We start from the raw sequence: 16,758 nt of genomic DNA, 5'->3' as shown, positions 1-16,758 counted from the left end.
GAGCCTTTCTCGGTATGGCGAGGGGTGTGAACTGGCAATCAGGGATGGCTACTTGAGGCCGGTTCCGGCGATGCCTTCGACGATGCGGCGCTGGAACAGCAGGAACACGGCGAGGAGTGGGATGGCGCCGAGTACGGCGGAGGCCATCAACTGGGCGTAGGGCACGCCGAAGACGTCCTGGACGGAGGTCAGCCCGACCGGGAGGGTCATCATCTCCGGGTCGGTGACAACCAGGAGGGGCCACAGGAAGTTGTTCCAGACCCCGACGAACACGAAGACCGTGACCGCGGAGATCACCGGACGCGAGATGGGCATGACGATCTGCCGGTACGTACGCAGCCAGCCCGCGCCGTCCGCGCGTGCCGCGTCGATCAGCTCCCTGGGGATGCCGTCGAAGAACTGCTTGAAGACGAACACGGCGACGACGTTGGGGACTTGGGGCAGTACGACTCCCCAGTAGGTGTTGAGCAGGCCCACCGACTGGAGCGCCAGGAACTGCGGGATCATGAGGACCTGCCCCGGAATCATGATCCCGGCGAGGAGTACGACGAACGCGGCGCGGCGCGTCCTGAAGCGGGTCTGTGAGAGGGCGAAGGCGGCGAGTGACGCGGCGACCACGGTGAGGGCGGTGGTGAGGATCGACGTGATGAAGCTGTTCGCGTACCAGTAGGGCAGCTTCCCCGCGTCGAAGATGTCCCCGTACGCCGAGAGGGTGGGGTGGGCGGTGAACCAGTTGGTCGGGTCGGTGACGACTTCCTGCGCGGGCCGTACGGAGGTGGCAAGTGCCCAGGCCAGGGGCACCAGCCACAGCAGTGCGAAGGCGATGAGGACGCCGAGGGCCACCCGGTTGAACAGGCGCTCGGCGTCATACCTCCGAGGTGCCCCGGCTGTGGTCGTCTGCTGCTCGGTCACTGGCGGAGTGGCGATGGCGGTCATGATCAGCGCTCCTTCTCGGCGCGGCGTACGAGTGCGAACCAGACGAGCGAGACCAGCAGGATCACCACGAAGAGCAGCAGCGAGACGGTCGACGCGTAGCCGACGCGGCCCTCCACGAAGCCCGTGTCGTAGATGAGTTGGAGGGAGGGGCGGGTGCTGCCGTCGGGGCCGCCCATGGTCAGCATGTAGATCTGGTCGAAGACCTTCAGGGAGGCGACGGCCTGGAGGACCGTCACAAGGGTCGTGGTGCGGCCGAGCATGGGCACGATGATGTGCCGGATGCGCTGCCAGGGTCCGGCCCCGTCGATGGCCGCGGCCTCGTGCACGGAACGCGGGATGTCCTGCAGACCGGCCAGATACAGGACGAAGTTGAAGCCGATCGTCCACCACACGGTGGCGGCGGCGATGGAGATCATCGCCCAGTCCGGATCACCCAGCCAGGACGGCGGGGTGTCCACACCGATCCACTTCGCGGCCTGCTGGGCGAGGCCCACCTGATCGGCGTAGATGAACGTGAAGATCAGCGAGATGACCGCCGAGGGCAGCACGAACGGTGCGAAGAAGGCGAAGCGGAAGAACCAGCGTCCACGTACGAAGCGGTCGGCGAGAATCGCCAGCACCAGGCTGAGCAGCACGAGTGGAACTGTGGTCAGAACGGTGAACCACAGCGTGTTCTTGAGTGTGCGCCAGAACTCGTCGTCGCCCAGCACGGCCGTGTAGTTGGACAGCCCGGCGAAGTCGCCGAGGCCCTTCTTGAGCAGACTGGCGTCGAAGAAGCCGGCCACGACCGTATAGATCAGCGGCCCCACCAGAAAGACCAGGTAGAACAGGGCGAAGGGCAACAGCATCCCCGGACCGGCCCAGCGGTCACCTCTGCCGGGGGCCTTGGTCGGTGCGGTTGTCGTGGCCATGGGTCGGCCCTTTCAGTCAGGACATGCGGAATCTCAGACGTGCGGGGCCCGATGCGGGCCGTGACAGTGGCAGTCGGCGGCCGGGCGGGGCGGCCTACAGCGGTGCGGAGTACAGGGACTCGGCTTACAGAGGCGCGGCTTACAAGGGCGCGGGCCGGCTTGCGAGTTCGCGCAGTTCGCGGCGCATGCGTGCGGCTCCGGCCGTGGGGCTGGTGGCGCCGGTGAACACGGACGTCACGGCGTTGCCGACGACGACCTGCAGGGTGCTGCCCGCGCCGCTGTACCAGGCGGCCGGGTCGTAGGCCGCGCCGTCGGCGGCAGCGGCGTAGTGGGACTGTGGTGCGAGGTCCCGGTAGCCGGGTGACTGCTGGGTGGGCAGCCACGCGGGGACGTGTCCGCCCTCCGCCCACAGCTTGCTGGAGTTGAGCAGGGCGGAGACGAACCCCAGGGAAAGGTCGAGGCGTTGCGCCGCGGCGGAGGGCGCCTTGGGCAGGACCAGGGAGTGCGAGTCGGCGGCGCAGGCGTAGGGCGCGTCGTTGAAGACTCGTGGCAGCGGCCGTACGTCGAACTTCACCTTGGCGCCCTGGACCGTGAGGACCTGCCAGACGCCGTCCATCAGGAATCCGGCCTTGCCGGTGGTGAGCATCGTGATGGCGCCCGGGCTGTCGGTGCTCGTAGGGACGACCTTCTCCTGGGTGAGGCGGCGGATGTACGCGAGGGCCTCGGCCGCGGCCGCCGTGTCGATGACGACCTTCCTGCCCTGGTCGGCGACGAGATCGCCGCCCCCTATCTGCCGGTAGAACGACCAGAAGAGCCGGAACTGCGTCGAGGCGTCCTTCACCGAGGCGACCGAGCCGCCCCAGGCGCCGGTCACCTCCTTCGCGGCGCGCAGGGCGTCGATGAACGCGTCGGGCCCGTCCACGTCCGTCAACCGGCCCTGTCCGTCGAGCAGTCCGGCCTTCTCGGCGATGTCGGTCCGGAAGTAGAGCACGAAGGGGTGGGTGTCGAGCGGGACGGCGTACAGCTTCCCGTCCACCTGGGACTTCTTCCATGGGCGCGGGTCGAACTTGTCCTCGGTGAGCCCGTGTCGGTCGAGATCGGACGTCCGCAGTTCGGTGAGCAGTCCCGCCTCGGCGAGCGTGGGCACCTTCGACAGATGGGTGACGGCGACCTGCGGGGGCCGCTCGCCGAGCGTCGCCAGGGTGAGCTTGGTGTAGTACGGGCTGCCCCAGACGAAGGTCGCCGACTTCAGGTCCGTGGCCCTGTGGCGGGCCCGGTAGACGTCCTCCATGGCCAGCAGCCGTTCGCCGTCACCGCCGGTGAAGGGATTCCAGAAGTTCAGCCGTGTCGGTGCGGGCGATCCTCCGGTGAACCCCTGCGCGAGCGTGCTGCCACAGCCGCCGAGGGCGACGGACGAGGCCGCGACGGCGCCGAGCGACAGGGTGCCGCGCAGAAGCCGGCGACGGGACGGCGGGGGCGGAGGCGGAGGCGGGGAGAGGTGCGGTGTGCGGTCCCGCATGGGCAGGCGTCCTTCCACGGCAGGGAAACCCAACGAGTACGACGAACGTCGAACGACGAACGACGAACGACGAACGACGAACGACGAACGACGAACGACGAACGACGAACGACGAACGACGAACGACGAACGACGAACGACGAACGACGACAGCGAACGAGTACAACGTTGGAATGAGTGACAGATTCAAACGGCTCAATCGATGCACGGAGGCGGTTCCAACGTTGTATCCCTGCGGAAATTCGACGTCAACACCTGTGCGGAAACTGGTTGTTCGTCAGGGAGCGGGCTCGCCATCGGGGTATATCGCCCATCCGGGACGTGCATCTCAGACGCAGGACGCGAGCCTCTTACAACGTTGCAACATGGTTTACGCTGGTCGGCACACCGGCATCGGCTCTCGTGGTGCGTCGACGACGAGGGCGGCCGGAGGAATGCCGGGGAGGGAGGGCGAGCGTCATGGCAGGTGCACGCCTCAAGGACGTCGCGGAACGCGCGGGTGTGTCGATCAAGACGGTGTCGAACGTCGTCCGGGGCGAGATCCGGGTCGCGGAGCAGACCCGGCAGCGGGTGCTGCGCGCGATAGCCGAGCTCGACTACCAGCCCAACGCCTCCGCACGCCACTTGCGCACCGGCCGCAGCGGCATCATCGCGCTGGCCGTCCCCGAGCTGGTCGCGCCGTACTTCGCGGAGCTGGCCGCGGAGGTCATCGCGGCCGCCAAGAAGCGCGGCTGCACCGTGCTCATCGAGGACACCGGCGGTGATCCCGCGGAAGAACTCCGTATCGCCTGCGGCCTGAGCGACCCGCTCATCGACGGCGTGCTGCTCAGCCCGCTCAGCCTCGACGAGGCGATGCTCGCCACTCGCGAGCGGCGCGTGCCCCTCGTACTCCTGGGAGAGCAGTCGTACAGGATCCCCGCGGACCACGTGCTGATCGACAACTCCGCGGCGGCACAGGAGGCGACCGAGCACCTGCTCGGGCTCGGCCGCCGGCGCATCGGAGTCATCGGCCAGCCGTCGGACCGGGCCCATGCGACGACGGTGCAGCGCATGCACGGCTTCCTGACCGCGCTGCACGCCGCGGGTGTGCCGCACGACCCCCGGCTGGCCCCGGACACCGTCGCGTTCACCCGCGCCGACGGAGCCTCCGCCATGCGGGTCCTGCTCGGTCTGGACGAACCGCCGGACGCGGTCTTCTGCTTCAGCGACCTGCTCGCCTCCGGCGCGGTGCGCGCGGCGCACGAACACGGCCTGCGGGTGCCGCACGACCTGGCGGTCGTCGGCTTCGACGACATCCAGGAGACCAGCTACAGCGTGCCGTCACTGACCACCGTGTCGCCCAACAAGCGCGAGATCGCCGAACTCGCGGTGGACGCGGCACTGCAGCGAATCACCGCCGACGCGGAAGCCCCCCACACGAGACTCACCGCGGGGTATTCGCTGGTCGTGCGGGAGAGCACGCAGCCGGGGTCGCCGACGGGGTGAGGCGGCACGGAGTCACCGACGGGGTGAGGCGGCACGGGGTCGCCAACGGGGTGAGGGGGCCGCACGCGGGGTCCGTCCTCCCGTCAAGCACCCGGCGGCGGCATGGTCGCCGAGGCCCCGCGAACGGCGACCGAGACGTGTAGCCGTCGCCCCCGAGAACCCGGCCGATCGACCGGCCCAAGAGGCGGACCTGACACTCCTCGCGAACGCCGACGGGGCAACCGTGGGCCGCCCCTTCCCCCGTGTCAACGCGTGTTCCAGTCATGCTCTGTCGTCTCGTGTTGCGCATGATGCCCAATTTGTGATCGTTTGAAAGTTACCTCAGGGTATGGCGTGACTTCTTACGAGGGTGGCATTAGAACCCGTTTCACTCTATGGAGAGTGAGGAGCCGCGCATGAACGACGATTCCCCACGTGGGACGCGCCTCAGAGGCGTATCTCGTCGGAGATTCATCACTGGAACTGGTTCTCTTCTTGGGTCGGCCGCACTCGCCGGCCAGGTACTGCCGGCACATGCCGCCACGGCAGCCGCAGCCGCCGTCATCGAGCCGGGGGCGCATGTACCCGCCCTCGTGATCGGCACCGGATACGGCGGTTCGGTGGCCGCTCTGCGCCTGGCCCAGGCGGGTGTCGACGTCCACATGGTCGAGATGGGCATGGCCTGGGACACCCCCGGGTCGGACGGCAAGATCTTCGCCAACACGACGAGCCCCGACTACCGCTCCTACTGGCTGCGCACCAGGACGAAGCAGCCGCTCAGCAACTTCCTCGGCTTCCCCATCGACAAGGACGTCCCTCGCTACACCGGGATCCTGGACGCCGAGGAGATGGGTGGCATCATCGTCTATCAGGGCCGCGGCGTGGGCGGCGGCTCACTGGTCAACGGAGGGATGGCGGTCACTCCGAGGCGGGAGAACTTCGGCGCCGTCCTGCCTTCGGTCAACGCGGACGAGATGTACTCCGTCTACTACCCGCGCGCCAACTCCGGCCTCGGGGTCGGCACGGTCGACCCGACCTGGTTCGACAGCGCCGACTGCTACCAGTACGCCCGGGTCGGCCGTAAGCACGCCCAGCGCTCGGGCTTCCCCTTCGTCTTCGTGCCCGACGTGTACGACTGGGACTACATGGAACAGGAGGCCGCCGGAACCGTACCGAAGTCCGCGCTCGCGGGTGAGATCCTCTATGGCAACAACTACGGCAAGAAGTCCCTGCAGAAGACCTATCTGGCCAGGGCCACGGCGACCGGCCGGGTCTCCATCTCAGCGCTGCACAAGGTCACTTCGGTCGCTCCTGCGACGGGCGGCCGCTACACGGTCGTCATCGACCAGCTCGACACCGGCGGCAACACCACCGCCACCAAGACCGTCACCGCGGACCGGGTGTTCTTCGCGGCCGGCAGCGTCGGCACCAGCAAACTGCTGGTCCAGCTCAAGGCCACGGGCGCACTGCCGGGCCTCAACAGCGAGGTGGGCAAGGGCTGGGGCGACAACGGCAACGTGATGTGCGGCCGCGCCAACCATATGTGGGACCCCACCGGTGCCGTGCAGTCGTCCATCCCGTGCTCCGGCATCGACAACTGGGCCGCGGGCGGCGCGTTCGCCGAGGTGGCGCCGCTGCCCACCGGCATCGAGACCTTCGCCTCGTTCTACCTGTCGATCACCAAGAACCCCAACCGCGCCCAGTTCTCGTGGAACGCGTCGACGGGCAAGGCCGAACTCAACTGGCAGACCGCCTGGAAGCAGCCGTCCATCGACATGGCCAAGACGATCTTCGACAAGATCAACGCCAAGGAGGGCACGATCTACCGCACCGACCTCTTCGGCGCCTACAAGATCTGGGGCGACCACCTGACGTACCACCCCCTGGGCGGCGCGGTGCTCAACAAGGCGACCGACAACTACGGCCGCCTGCACGGACATCCGGGGCTGTACGTCATCGACGGCGCGCTGATCCCCGGCAACACCAGCGTCAATCCGTTCGTCACCATCACGGCGCTCGCCGAACGGAACATCGAGAAGATCATCGCGGCGGACCTGTAGCAGCGACCCGCGCGCGTGCACGGACGAGAAGGGGGATCCGGCCGGGGCCACCCGGATCTGCCGGGCGGCCCCGGACCGGTTCAGTGCCCCGGCACGGACCGGTTCAGTGCCCCGGCAGTACGCACATGGCGTCGAGCCCCAGGACACGGTTGAGCCGTCCGAAGGCAAGCCAGGAGCCCAGGCTCATGGTCAGTTCGACGATCTCGGTCTGGCTGTAGTGCGTGGTCATCCGGTCCCAGAACTCCTCGTCCAGGCCGTGGTGGTCCAGGGCGTAGCGGTCGGCGTATTCGGCGGCCAGGCGGGTGCGGTCGTCGAACGCGTCGGTCGTGCGCCAGTGTTCGACGGCGTCGGGGAAGTCGTCCTCGACCTTGTGACCGTCCCGCTCGGTCCGCCAGTCGAGGCAGAAGAGGCAGCCGTTGATCTGCGCGATCCGAAGCCGTGCCGCCTCGAACTCCCGCAGTCCCAGGGTCGTATGGGCGTAGACGGCCAGTGAGAAGTTCGCGGCGGCGGGCCCGATGCCGGGGACCATGTCGCCCCACACGTACTCGATCGGGTTCTTGCCCTCGGGGATGTCGACGTTCATCCGGGACTCCTTCGTCCACGTTCCCGGCCTCGGCCGGGGCCGCAGGCGTCCTTGGAATGCCGACAGGGAGTGTCGGCGTCGATGTCACTTGGTTCCGAGTGCTCCGAGCGATGCGGGCGCGCCGAGTGATGCGGTTGCTCCGAGCGGTGCGGGTGCGCCGAGCGATGCGGGTGCGCCGAGTCTGCCGACCGTCGGGCGCAGCGGAACGTCGAGGGCGTCGTAGAGTCCGGGTTCCGCGTCGACGAGCCAGTCGATGGCTCCGACGAGACGGCCGACGGCGGTGGCGTTCCCGCCGGCGGAGCGGTTGTCGCCCTCGTCGGTGGCCTCGACGGTGATCTCGATGCGCGGGCGGCCCTCGATGATCACACGGTGGGCCCCGTCGCCGTTGGGTGGTGACGGCCAGTCCGGGGCGCAGCTCGGGTGGATGCGGGTGATGTGTTCGATGACCAGGCGGGGTTCGCCCTTCACGATGCCCTGCACCTCGAAGCGCACGGCGCCCTGGGTGCCGGCCTCGAAGTCGCCCATGGTCCGGGTGCTCACCGTGGTGTCGAGCGCGCGTCGCTCCAAGGTCTCGCGGATCTCGTCGAGTTCGACGCCGAGGGCCCTGGCCATCAGCCGTATCTGCCCGCCCCACACCATGGTCGGGATCGACGGCGCGAGCATCAGCGGCTGGTAGTCCATGGGATGGCCCATACCGATCAGATGCCGGACGGACTCTTCTTGCTCGTACGTCGAGTAGTCGAAGATCTCCTGGCAGCGGACGGCGTCGACGACCGTGCCGAGTCCGCTCATCAGCAGGGGCAGGACGTCATTGCCCCAGCCCGGGTCGACACCGGACACGAACAGTGACCCGCCACCGTCCGCGATCGCCGCGAGCACGGGGTCGCGGAACTCGGGCGGGGCGTTGCGCTGGTCGTAGAGCGGATACAACGAGGGAGTGACGACCACCGCGCCCGCCCGGATCGCCGCGCCGATGTCGGCCAGTGCCTCGTCGGGCCGGATATCACCCGAAGCCGCGTACACCACCGCCCCCGGCCCCGCCGCCAGCACCGCGGCGACATCGTCCGTCGCCGCGACGCCCAAGGCCCGGTCCAGACCGGCGAGTTCACCCGCGTCGCGGCCGACCTTCCCGGGACTGTGAACCAGTACCGCCGCGAGATCGAGCGCCGGATGCGCGTCGACCGCACGGATCGCCGCACGGCCGACATTTCCGGTTCCCCAGACCACCGTGGAAATCATGCGCGGAGCGTAACCTGACGAGTCGTCAGTTTCTATACCCTTGCACCGCCCGACCCGGGGACGTTCCGACCGAGACGGCCACGACGGTCGGCCACCGGACTGATCACACAGGGCCACTCCCTCGCTCGAAGTGTTGCCCTGGCCGGGCGGGCTGTCATGGAGCGGTACGAACGGGCGTACCGGGCAAGGGAGTTCAGGAGCGGCGCGCCATGGACGCACGCCGAGCCTTGTCCGGCGGACGTGCCTGGGACGTGCCTGGGACGTGCCTGGGACGTGCCTGGGACGTGCTGGTCCGGCACGCCCATCAGCGGGTGTTTGGCATCCGGCGAGGAGGAGAATGCGCGGCATGACCATGGTGAAGGACATCGACGTCCGCGGTATGCAGCACTGCGAGACGACGACGCTGGGCGTGCTGCTGCGGCACGAGGGAATCGACCTGTCCGAGCCCATGCTGTTCGGACTTGGCTCCGGGCTGTCCTTCGTCTACTGGGACAGCAAAGGCATGGACTTCCCCTTCCTGGGAGGCCGCGTCAAGCCGTTCGAACTCACCAGGAACCTGGCCTCCGCACTCGGACTTGAGCTGATGGTCGAGGAGACCACCTCCCCGCGCAAGGCATGGCACAACGTGGTGACACCCATCGACGCCGGTAGGCCGGTCGGCCTTCAACTCGACAGCTACCACCTGGACTACTTCAGCACCAAGGTGCACTTCGGCGGGCACGTCGTGGCCATGTACGGCTACGACGAACAGGACGCCTACCTGGTGGACACCGTCCCGCAGGGCGGAGGTGTCTCGACCAGCCTCGCGGGCCTGGCCAGGGCCAGGGCCGAACGCGGCCCCATGACCGCCAAGCACCGCTCCTTCACCATCACAGCGCCCAGCAGTCCGACGTCACCGCAGGACCGGATCATTCCCGCGATCAAGACTTGCGCCGGCACCTTCCTGAACCCGCCCATCGCGAACCTGGGTCACCGGGGCATCGAGAAGGCCGCCGGACAAGTGCCGAAGTGGCTGCCGCGCAGCGACAATCCCCGGGAGGACCTGCCACGGGCCGCCCTCCTCATGGAGAGGGCCGGTACCGGCGGTGCCCTCTTCCGCAATCTCTACCGCGACTTCCTCGCCGAGTGCGCCCAGCTGATCGACAGCAGCCACCTGCGCACCGGCCACAGCCTGTACACCGAGGCCGCCACGCTCTGGACGCAGGTGGCCGAACTCGTCGCGACAGCAGGGAAATCCGGCGACTCGAAGGACCTCATGCAGGCTGGCTCGATTCTCCACGACGTCTCGCGCATCGAGCGTGATGCGATGCGGGCACTCAGCATGGTCTAGGGCGGCTGTCCGGCGGGTCATGCACGGAGCGGGCGTTCCGCACTCAACGTGGACGGACCAGCAGGAACAAGAACAGGTCAGGGCAGGGCAGGTCAGGTCAGGTCAGGTGGGTTGACCGGTTCGCGAGTCTTGATCGTTACCGATCCTGCTGATTGGCTGGCCCGCATGACCGACCTCGGACCCGCCGCATGGCCACCTGCCCCGATCAGGACCAAGAGGCTGGTGCTCCGTGAGCCAGAAGCCCGGGACCGCGCGGCGTTCATCGAGCTGCTGGCGTCAACAGAAGTGCACACCTACCTCGGCGGTCCCCGGTCGCGCGACAAGCTTGAACGCGAGATGCCCAGGGTGCCCGAGCGGTGGCCCGGGAGTTTCGTCGTTGATCTCGACGGGGCGATGATCGGCCAGATCCTGCTCAGGAGAGCATCGGGGCACCATCGTCCGACTGCCGTGGGGAAGGCCGACCTCGGCTACCTGTTCCTGCCGCGCGCGTGGGGATTCGGGTACGCCGCCGAGGCGTGCGCGGCGGCGCTCGACTGGTTCGATGGCGTCCTGCCCGGCGAGCCGGTGGTGCTTGCCACCCAGACCGCCAACGTCGGCTCGATGCGTCTCGCGGCGAAGCTGGGGTTCACCGAGGTGGAGCGGTTTCGTGCCTGGGACGCCGAACAGTGGCTCGGCCTGCGGCCCCCGGTCACTCCGTCCCCTTGAGCACATCGAACAGTCGCTCACCGAAATGGAACAGACACACACCGCACCCGACCTGCGCGTGTCCGCCGCGCGCCAGACCATCAACGAATGCGACCGCAAGCTCGCCCGCCACCGGGCCACTCTGGAAGCCGGCGCCGACGTGCCTGCTGCCGTTCCTCGGCCAGGCCGACCCCTCAAACAAAGGCCGAGCTCTACCGCCAGCCCGGCCCGCGCCCGATCTACGGCAAACGAAACACGGATGGTGCCGACCGAAAACCGGCCGACACCATCCGTGCACGTAAAGACTTGTGTCCGAGGGGGGACTTGAACCCCCACGCCCGATAAAGGGCACTAGCACCTCAAGCTAGCGCGTCTGCCATTCCGCCACCCGGACTAGGTGTCTGCCGCCTGGACGGGGGTGTTCCCCGTGGCGACATGCACAACAATACCAAGCTTTCGGAGTGGCTTTCACCTGCGTTTCCTCGCCTCGGCGGGGGTCCCCGACAGGTGTGGAGGGTGCACCTACAGTCTCACCATGGGTGACTGGAAGACTACGGACGGGTTGCCGCGGAGACGGCGGCGGCACAGGGCTCTGTCGCCGTGGCGGGAGCATCTGCGGGACACGTTCTGGTTCGCTCCGACCGCCGCTCTGTTCCTGGTGTTCGTCGTGTGGTCCGCGGCGACTGCGGCTGACGACGCGATCCTGACCGCGCTGCGCGAAGCAGGCGACGAGGACGCCGTCAGTGATCTGCTGGGGATCGCCGAGGACGCGAAGACCGTGGTCACCACGATCAGCGCGGCCATGATGACCTTCATCGGTGTCGTCTTCAGCATCTCGCTCGTCGCCGTGCAGATGGCCGCCGGGCAGTTCAGCCCCCGCGTCGTACGGATCTTCGTGCGGAGCCGGATCACCAAGGCCACCTTCGCGGTGTTCCTGGCCACCTTCGTCCAGTCCCTGCTCGTCCTCACCTCGTACGACAGTCAGCGCGATCCCGCGTTGGTGGCCTCGATCCCGCTCGTCCAGTCCGTCCTCACACTGATCCTGGTGGGGCTGAGCGTCGTCCTGTTCGTGATGTACGTGAACTCGACGCTGCGGCTGATGCGGGTCGCACACGTCGTTGATCTGATCACCAGGGAGGCTTTGCGGGTTGTCGCGAGCATGCCCCTCGACGTCTCGGCGGCGGAGGAGCCCGTCGGCGGCAGCAGTACCAGCACCGACGCCAGCACCGGCACCGGCACCAGCACCGGCTCCGACCTCGGTCCCGAGACCGCCCGCGTCGCCCATCACGGCCGCGCGGGCGTGCTGCGGGACATCGACATCGCGCGGCTCGTCCGGATGGCGCGGCAGAACGGTGTCGTGCTGCGGCTCGTCCCGCGGATCGGGGACTTCGTCGTGCCGGGTACGCCGGTGTTCGCCGTACACGGCGGGCCCGCAACAAAGGGGTTGCGGGCGCTGAGTTTTCAGGTGTCCGTGGGTGCCGAGCGGACGTTCCATCAGGATCTGGGGTTCGGGCTGCGGCAGTTGGCGGACATCGCACTACGGGCCCTGTCGCCTGCCGTGAACGACCCCACCACGGCGGTTCAGGCCGCGGACCGGATCGTGCAGTTCCTGTCCTCGGTGGCGCGGCGCCCGCTCGGGGCTCTGTTGCACCGGGACCGGCGAGGCACCGTACGGCTGGTGCAACCCGTGCCGGGCTGGGCCGAGTTGGTCGATCTCGCCTTCACCGAGATCCGGGTGTGCGCGGTGTCCAGTCCTCAGGTCACCCGCCGTCTGCTGGCCGGGCTCGACGATCTCCTCGGTGCGGTTCCCGAGGACCGTCGGGCGCCGTTGGTCCGCCATCGCACGCTGCTGACCCAGGCCGTGGAACGGACCGTTCCGGAAGCCGCGGACCGCGTCTTCGCCCTCCACCCGGACCGGCAGGGCATCGGATAGGCGCGACTCGGCCGTCTCCGCCGACCCGCCGACCCGCTGGCCCGTCGGCCCGCCGGACGGTCAGTCGCGCGGGCGGGCGCAGGTGGTCGGTCCGCGTGCCGGTCAAGCGGGCGGTCCGGCAGTCGGCCCAGCCATCGGTCCAGCCATCAGTCCAGCGGGCGAACAGTCCGACGACGCGAACAGTCCAGCGGTGCGAAGAGTCCGGCGACGCGACCACCCGCCACCGACCGGACCACCGGCGATCCAATCCCCGGACCAGTGGGCGACGCCCCGCACGGCGCCGCCCACCCGCGGTCACGGCATGAGGTGGTATTCCGGGAAGTTGCCCGGCAACCGCTCCCCCACCGGTCCTCGCGTCACCGCGCGTATCAGCAGTTCGCCGCCCACGAACGCACCCCGCCAGGACGCGCCGAAGCCGCCGAAGAGCTCGTCGCGGTCGCCGCGCGAACGGGGCTTGCCGTGGCCGACCTTGAAGGCACGGATCTGCGGGGCCAGCCGGTCGTAGGTGGCCTCGTCGTCCGTCGACAGGGTCGCGACGAGCGCGCCGTTCGACGCGTTCATGGCGGCGAGCAGCTCCGCCTCGGTGTCGACCAGGACGATGGTGTCGACCGGGCCGAAGGGTTCCGCGTGGTGGAGGGGCGAGGACGGGGGCGGGTTGAGGAGCGTGACCGGTTGGACGTACGCCGCCGTGTCCTGGCCGGGCAGGAAACGCGCGTCGGTGAGCCGGCCTCGGTGCAGCGGGACAGCGCCCCGGTCGATCGCTTCGGCGACCTGGTCGTGGAGGTCCTTCGCCTTGGCCGCGTTGATCACCGGACCGAAGTCCAGCTGCGGATACGGGTCGTCAGGGTGCTCGACCGCCAACGGGTGGCCCACTCGCAGCGTACGGACCGCCGGCAGGTACGCCGCCAGGAAGTCGTCGAACAGCTCACGCTGGACGACGAAGCGCGGGTAGGCGGTGCAGCGCTGCTTGCCGTAGTCGAAGAGCTTGGGGATCACCGCCGTCAGCGTGTCCCAGTCCGTGTGGTTCCAGATGCCCCAGGTGTTCAGTCCCTCCTGTTCCAGTACATGTCGTTTGCCGAGGTCGGCGACGGCCGTGGCCACCGCGGCGCCCGTGTCGCGGCCGCCGACGAAGGAGACGCAGCCGATCTCGGGCGCGCGCACGAGCGCCTCCGACAGCTCGCGCCCGCTGCCGCTGACGAGGGTGACGGGAATCCCCTCGCGTGCGGCGAGTGCGCAGGCCAGGGTGAGACACGCGACGCCGCCGTCGGTCGGGGTCTTGGCGATGACCGCGTTGCCTGCCAATGCCTGTATCAGCATTGCGTGAACGAGCACGCTCATCGGGTAGTTCCAGCTGGCGATGTTGGACACAGGCCCGTCGAGCGGGGTTCGGCCCTCGACCATGGGCTCGATTCCGTCGACGTACCAGCGCACGCCGTCGATGGCCCGGTCGACGTCGGCCTGCGCGAGCCGCCAGGGCTTGCCGATCTCCCAGACGAGGAGGAGGGCGAGCAGTTCGCGGTGTTCCGTGAGCGCGTCGAGCGTCGCCGCGACACGGGCCCGGCGTTCGTCCAGGTGCACGTGCCGCCAGGCGCGGTGGTGGTCGAGTGAGGCGCGTACGGCCTGGTGGGCCGTCGGGCCGTCGAGGCGCGGGGGCCCCGCGATGGGGCTGCCGTCCACGGGGCTGGTGGCGGGCAGCGCCCTGCCGTCCGCCTGCCAGGCGGCGCCCCAGAGGTTGAGGACACGGTCGTCCCGGAAGGCTTCCGGTGCCACGGTGAGGCAGCGCTGCCAGGCGTCGGTCCAGGAGGTGTGGGACTTGAGGGTGAGGGTGGGTGCCATTCGGTTGCTCCGCTCTCGGTGCACAGTCGGGGGCGGTAGTGCATGGCTCGTCTCCCGTACGGGAGTGCTGGGGCGCATGAGTTCCGGAGTACGGGAATTACGACCCGGACTCCGGGCTTGTCCCGGCTCTGAGGTACTCGCGTACGGAGACGTCGTACGAAGGAAGCTAGCGATCCATCCAGGCGTCGCAAAGTAACGTCGCGTCAACTATGAGTGACATCATGCTCCTTCATCCGGACTCGCCCAGGGCGGCAAGGACCAGCCGGGCCGTCTCGGTCGGGGTGTCGCCCACGCGGACCCCGGCCGCTTCCAGGGCTTCCTTCTTCGCCTGGGCCGTGCCGGACGAGCCGGAGACGATCGCGCCGGCGTGGCCCATCGTCTTGCCCTCGGGTGCGGTGAATCCGGCGATGTAGCCGATGACGGGTTTGGTGACGTGGTCGTGGACGTACGCGGCCGCGCGTTCCTCGGCGTCGCCGCCGATCTCCCCGATGAGGACGATGAGTTCGGTGTCGGGGTCGTCCTGGAAGGCGGCCAGGCAGTCGATGTGGGTGGTGCCGACGACGGGGTCGCCGCCGATGCCGACGCAGGTCGAGAAGCCGATGTCGCGGAGTTCGTACATGAGTTGGTAGGTGAGCGTGCCCGACTTGGAGACGAGGCCGATGCGGCCCGACTTGGTGATGTCGGCCGGGATGATGCCCGCGTTGGACTGCCCGGGGGTGATCAGGCCCGGGCAGTTGGGGCCGATGATCCGCGTGCCCTTCGCCCTCGCGTACGCGGTGAAGGCGACCGAGTCGTGGACCGGGATGCCCTCGGTGATGACGACGGCGAGCCCGATGCCGGCGTCGGCGGCTTCCACAACTGCCGCCTTGGAGAAGGCGGGTGGGACGAAGACGACACTGACGTCGGCTCCGGTGGCCTCGATGCCTTCGCGAACCGAGCCGAAGACGGGCACGGCGCGGTCGTCGAAGTCGACGCTCTGCCCTGCCTTGCGCGGGTTGACGCCGCCGACGACGTCGGTGCCGGCCGCGAGCATCCGCCGAGTGTGCTTCATGCCCTCGCCGCCGGTCATGCCCTGGACGAGGACCTTGCTCTCCTTAGTGAGGTAGATGGCCATGTCCCGCTCCTTCAGCTGGCGTTGGCGAGTTGGGCGGCACGGCGCGCGGCGCCGTCCATGGTGGTGGCCTGCTGGACCAGGGGGTGCGCCCGGTCGTCGAGGATCGTGCGGCCGCGTACGGCGTTGTTCCCGTCGAGGCGGACCACCAGCGGCTTGGTCAAGTGGACCGATTCCAGGGCCTGCACGATGCCGTCGGCGACCGCGTCGCAGGCGGTGATGCCGCCGAAGACGTTGACGAAGACGGACTTCACCGCCGGGTCGGAGAGGATGACGGAGAGGCCGTCGGCCATGATCTGGGCGGAGGCTCCGCCGCCGATGTCGAGGAAGTTGGCGGGGCGCGCGCCGCAGCCGGCGACCACGTCGAGGGTCGACATGACGAGTCCGGCGCCGTTGCCGATGATGCCGACCTCGCCGTGCAGCTTCACGTAGTTGAGGTTCTTGGCGGCGGCCGCCGCCTCCAGCGGGTCGTCGTGCGTGGACTCCTGGTCGCCCCAACGGGCCTGCCGGAAGCGGGCGTTGTCGTCGAGCGTGACCTTGCCGTCGAGGGCGAGGATCTGCCCCTGGGCGGTACGGACGAGGGGGTTCACCTCGACGAGTACGGCGTCCTCGCGGATCAGTACGTCCCAGAGTCTGACCAGGACGTCGACGGTCTGCGGGGGCAGGCCCGCGGCATCGGCGATCTCGGCCGCCTTCGCCGAGGTGACGCCCTCGGCGGGGTCGATGTGGACGCGCGCCACGGCGTCCGGCCGGGTGGCGGCGACCTCCTCGATGTCCATGCCGCCCTCGGCCGAGGCGATCGCGAGGAACCGGCCGGCGGCTCGGTCGAGTACGTAACTGACGTAGAACTCGCTCTCGATGTCGACCGGTTGGGCCAGCATCACCTTGCCGACGGTGTGGCCCTTGATGTCCATACCGAGGATCTGGCGTGCCGTCAGTTCGGTGGCGGCGGGGTCCGCGGCGAGTTTCACGCCGCCCGCCTTGCCGCGTCCGCCGGTCTTCACCTGTGCCTTGACGACGACGCGGCCGCCGAGCCTGCGGGCGATCTCGCGTGCCTCCTTGGGCGAGTCCGTGACCTCCGCCCTCGGCACCAAGATGCCGTGTTCCTCGAAGAGTTCCCTTGCCTGGTGCTCGAACAGGTCCATCTCGGCT

The 16,758-nt window shown here is 68.8% G+C and carries 12 protein-coding genes, 1 tRNA gene and 1 pseudogene; 5 read left to right on the top strand and 9 right to left on the bottom strand.

Features of this window, described 5'->3' with window-relative positions; genetic code table 11:
• Nucleotides 1-48 precede the first annotated feature (48 nt).
• The 3 genes from ACIBEI_RS34450 to ACIBEI_RS34440 form a co-directional block, all read right to left on the bottom strand.
• On the bottom strand, nucleotides 49-936 hold the full coding sequence (locus tag ACIBEI_RS34450) for a carbohydrate ABC transporter permease (protein WP_398894245.1): 888 nt from the start codon (nucleotides 934-936) through the stop codon (nucleotides 49-51).
• A 2-nt stretch (nucleotides 937-938) separates the two neighbouring features.
• Nucleotides 939-1,847: a carbohydrate ABC transporter permease gene (locus ACIBEI_RS34445; protein ID WP_398894243.1), complete on the bottom strand. Its 909-nt coding sequence runs from the start codon at nucleotides 1,845-1,847 to the stop codon at nucleotides 939-941.
• Nucleotides 1,848-1,986: 139 nt separating this feature from the next.
• Nucleotides 1,987-3,366: an ABC transporter substrate-binding protein gene (locus ACIBEI_RS34440; RefSeq protein ID WP_398894241.1), complete on the bottom strand. Its 1,380-nt coding sequence runs from the start codon at nucleotides 3,364-3,366 to the stop codon at nucleotides 1,987-1,989.
• A gap of 459 nt (nucleotides 3,367-3,825) precedes the next feature.
• Here ACIBEI_RS34440 and ACIBEI_RS34435 point away from each other — a divergent pair, with 459 nt between their 5' ends.
• Complete coding sequence (locus tag ACIBEI_RS34435; RefSeq protein ID WP_398894239.1) at nucleotides 3,826-4,851, top strand: LacI family DNA-binding transcriptional regulator; 1,026 nt, start codon at nucleotides 3,826-3,828, stop codon at nucleotides 4,849-4,851.
• Nucleotides 4,852-5,246: 395 nt separating this feature from the next.
• Entirely contained in the window at nucleotides 5,247-6,890 is a 1,644-nt protein-coding gene (locus tag ACIBEI_RS34430) for a GMC oxidoreductase (RefSeq protein WP_398894237.1), read from the top strand.
• A gap of 103 nt (nucleotides 6,891-6,993) precedes the next feature.
• On the opposite strand, the gene ACIBEI_RS34425 is transcribed toward ACIBEI_RS34430, so the two are convergent.
• Both ACIBEI_RS34425 and ACIBEI_RS34420 read right to left on the bottom strand, forming a co-directional pair.
• Nucleotides 6,994-7,473 (bottom strand): carboxymuconolactone decarboxylase family protein, encoded by a 480-nt coding sequence (locus ACIBEI_RS34425; protein ID WP_143633754.1) that lies wholly within the window; start codon nucleotides 7,471-7,473, stop codon nucleotides 6,994-6,996.
• A gap of 174 nt (nucleotides 7,474-7,647) precedes the next feature.
• A pseudogene (locus ACIBEI_RS34420) lies at nucleotides 7,648-8,712 on the bottom strand (dihydrodipicolinate reductase); the annotation flags it as partial.
• 346 nt (nucleotides 8,713-9,058) lie between these two features.
• On the opposite strand from ACIBEI_RS34420, the gene ACIBEI_RS34415 reads away from it, so the two are divergent.
• Nucleotides 9,059-10,042, top strand: a complete 984-nt coding sequence (locus ACIBEI_RS34415; RefSeq protein ID WP_398894235.1) for a BtrH N-terminal domain-containing protein — start codon at nucleotides 9,059-9,061, stop codon at nucleotides 10,040-10,042.
• A gap of 165 nt (nucleotides 10,043-10,207) precedes the next feature.
• Complete coding sequence (locus ACIBEI_RS34410) at nucleotides 10,208-10,747, top strand: GNAT family N-acetyltransferase (RefSeq protein WP_398894233.1); 540 nt, start codon at nucleotides 10,208-10,210, stop codon at nucleotides 10,745-10,747.
• 288 nt (nucleotides 10,748-11,035) lie between these two features.
• Here the strand turns inward: ACIBEI_RS34410 and ACIBEI_RS34405 are convergent.
• A tRNA-Leu gene (locus ACIBEI_RS34405) sits at nucleotides 11,036-11,120 on the bottom strand.
• A gap of 141 nt (nucleotides 11,121-11,261) precedes the next feature.
• Here ACIBEI_RS34405 and ACIBEI_RS34400 point away from each other — a divergent pair.
• The gene (locus ACIBEI_RS34400) at nucleotides 11,262-12,659 is read left to right on the top strand and encodes a DUF2254 domain-containing protein (RefSeq protein ID WP_398894231.1); all 1,398 of its coding nucleotides are present in this window, start codon (nucleotides 11,262-11,264) and stop codon (nucleotides 12,657-12,659) included.
• 294 nt (nucleotides 12,660-12,953) lie between these two features.
• Here the strand turns inward: ACIBEI_RS34400 and ACIBEI_RS34395 are convergent, their stop codons facing one another.
• The 3 genes from ACIBEI_RS34395 to sucC all read right to left on the bottom strand — a co-directional run bounded on the left by ACIBEI_RS34395 (nucleotide 12,954) and on the right by sucC (nucleotide 16,751).
• Nucleotides 12,954-14,495 carry an aldehyde dehydrogenase family protein gene (locus ACIBEI_RS34395; protein ID WP_398894230.1) on the bottom strand — a complete coding sequence of 514 codons (1,542 nt, stop codon included), beginning with the start codon at nucleotides 14,493-14,495 and terminating at the stop codon, nucleotides 12,954-12,956.
• 229 nt (nucleotides 14,496-14,724) lie between these two features.
• Complete coding sequence (gene sucD, locus ACIBEI_RS34390; RefSeq protein WP_398894229.1) at nucleotides 14,725-15,609, bottom strand: succinate--CoA ligase subunit alpha; 885 nt, start codon at nucleotides 15,607-15,609, stop codon at nucleotides 14,725-14,727.
• A gap of 11 nt (nucleotides 15,610-15,620) precedes the next feature.
• A complete protein-coding gene (gene sucC / locus ACIBEI_RS34385) occupies nucleotides 15,621-16,751 on the bottom strand; it encodes an ADP-forming succinate--CoA ligase subunit beta (protein WP_398894227.1) in 1,131 nt (376 codons plus the stop codon).
• Between the last annotated feature and the right edge of the window lie 7 nt (nucleotides 16,752-16,758).

Source organism: Streptomyces sp. NPDC050988 (assembly GCF_044456225.1).
In the GTDB taxonomy this organism is placed as follows: domain Bacteria; phylum Actinomycetota; class Actinomycetes; order Streptomycetales; family Streptomycetaceae; genus Streptomyces.
The sequence above is the reverse complement of the archived record's forward strand: the minus strand, read 5'-3'. Positions and strand labels throughout refer to the sequence as shown.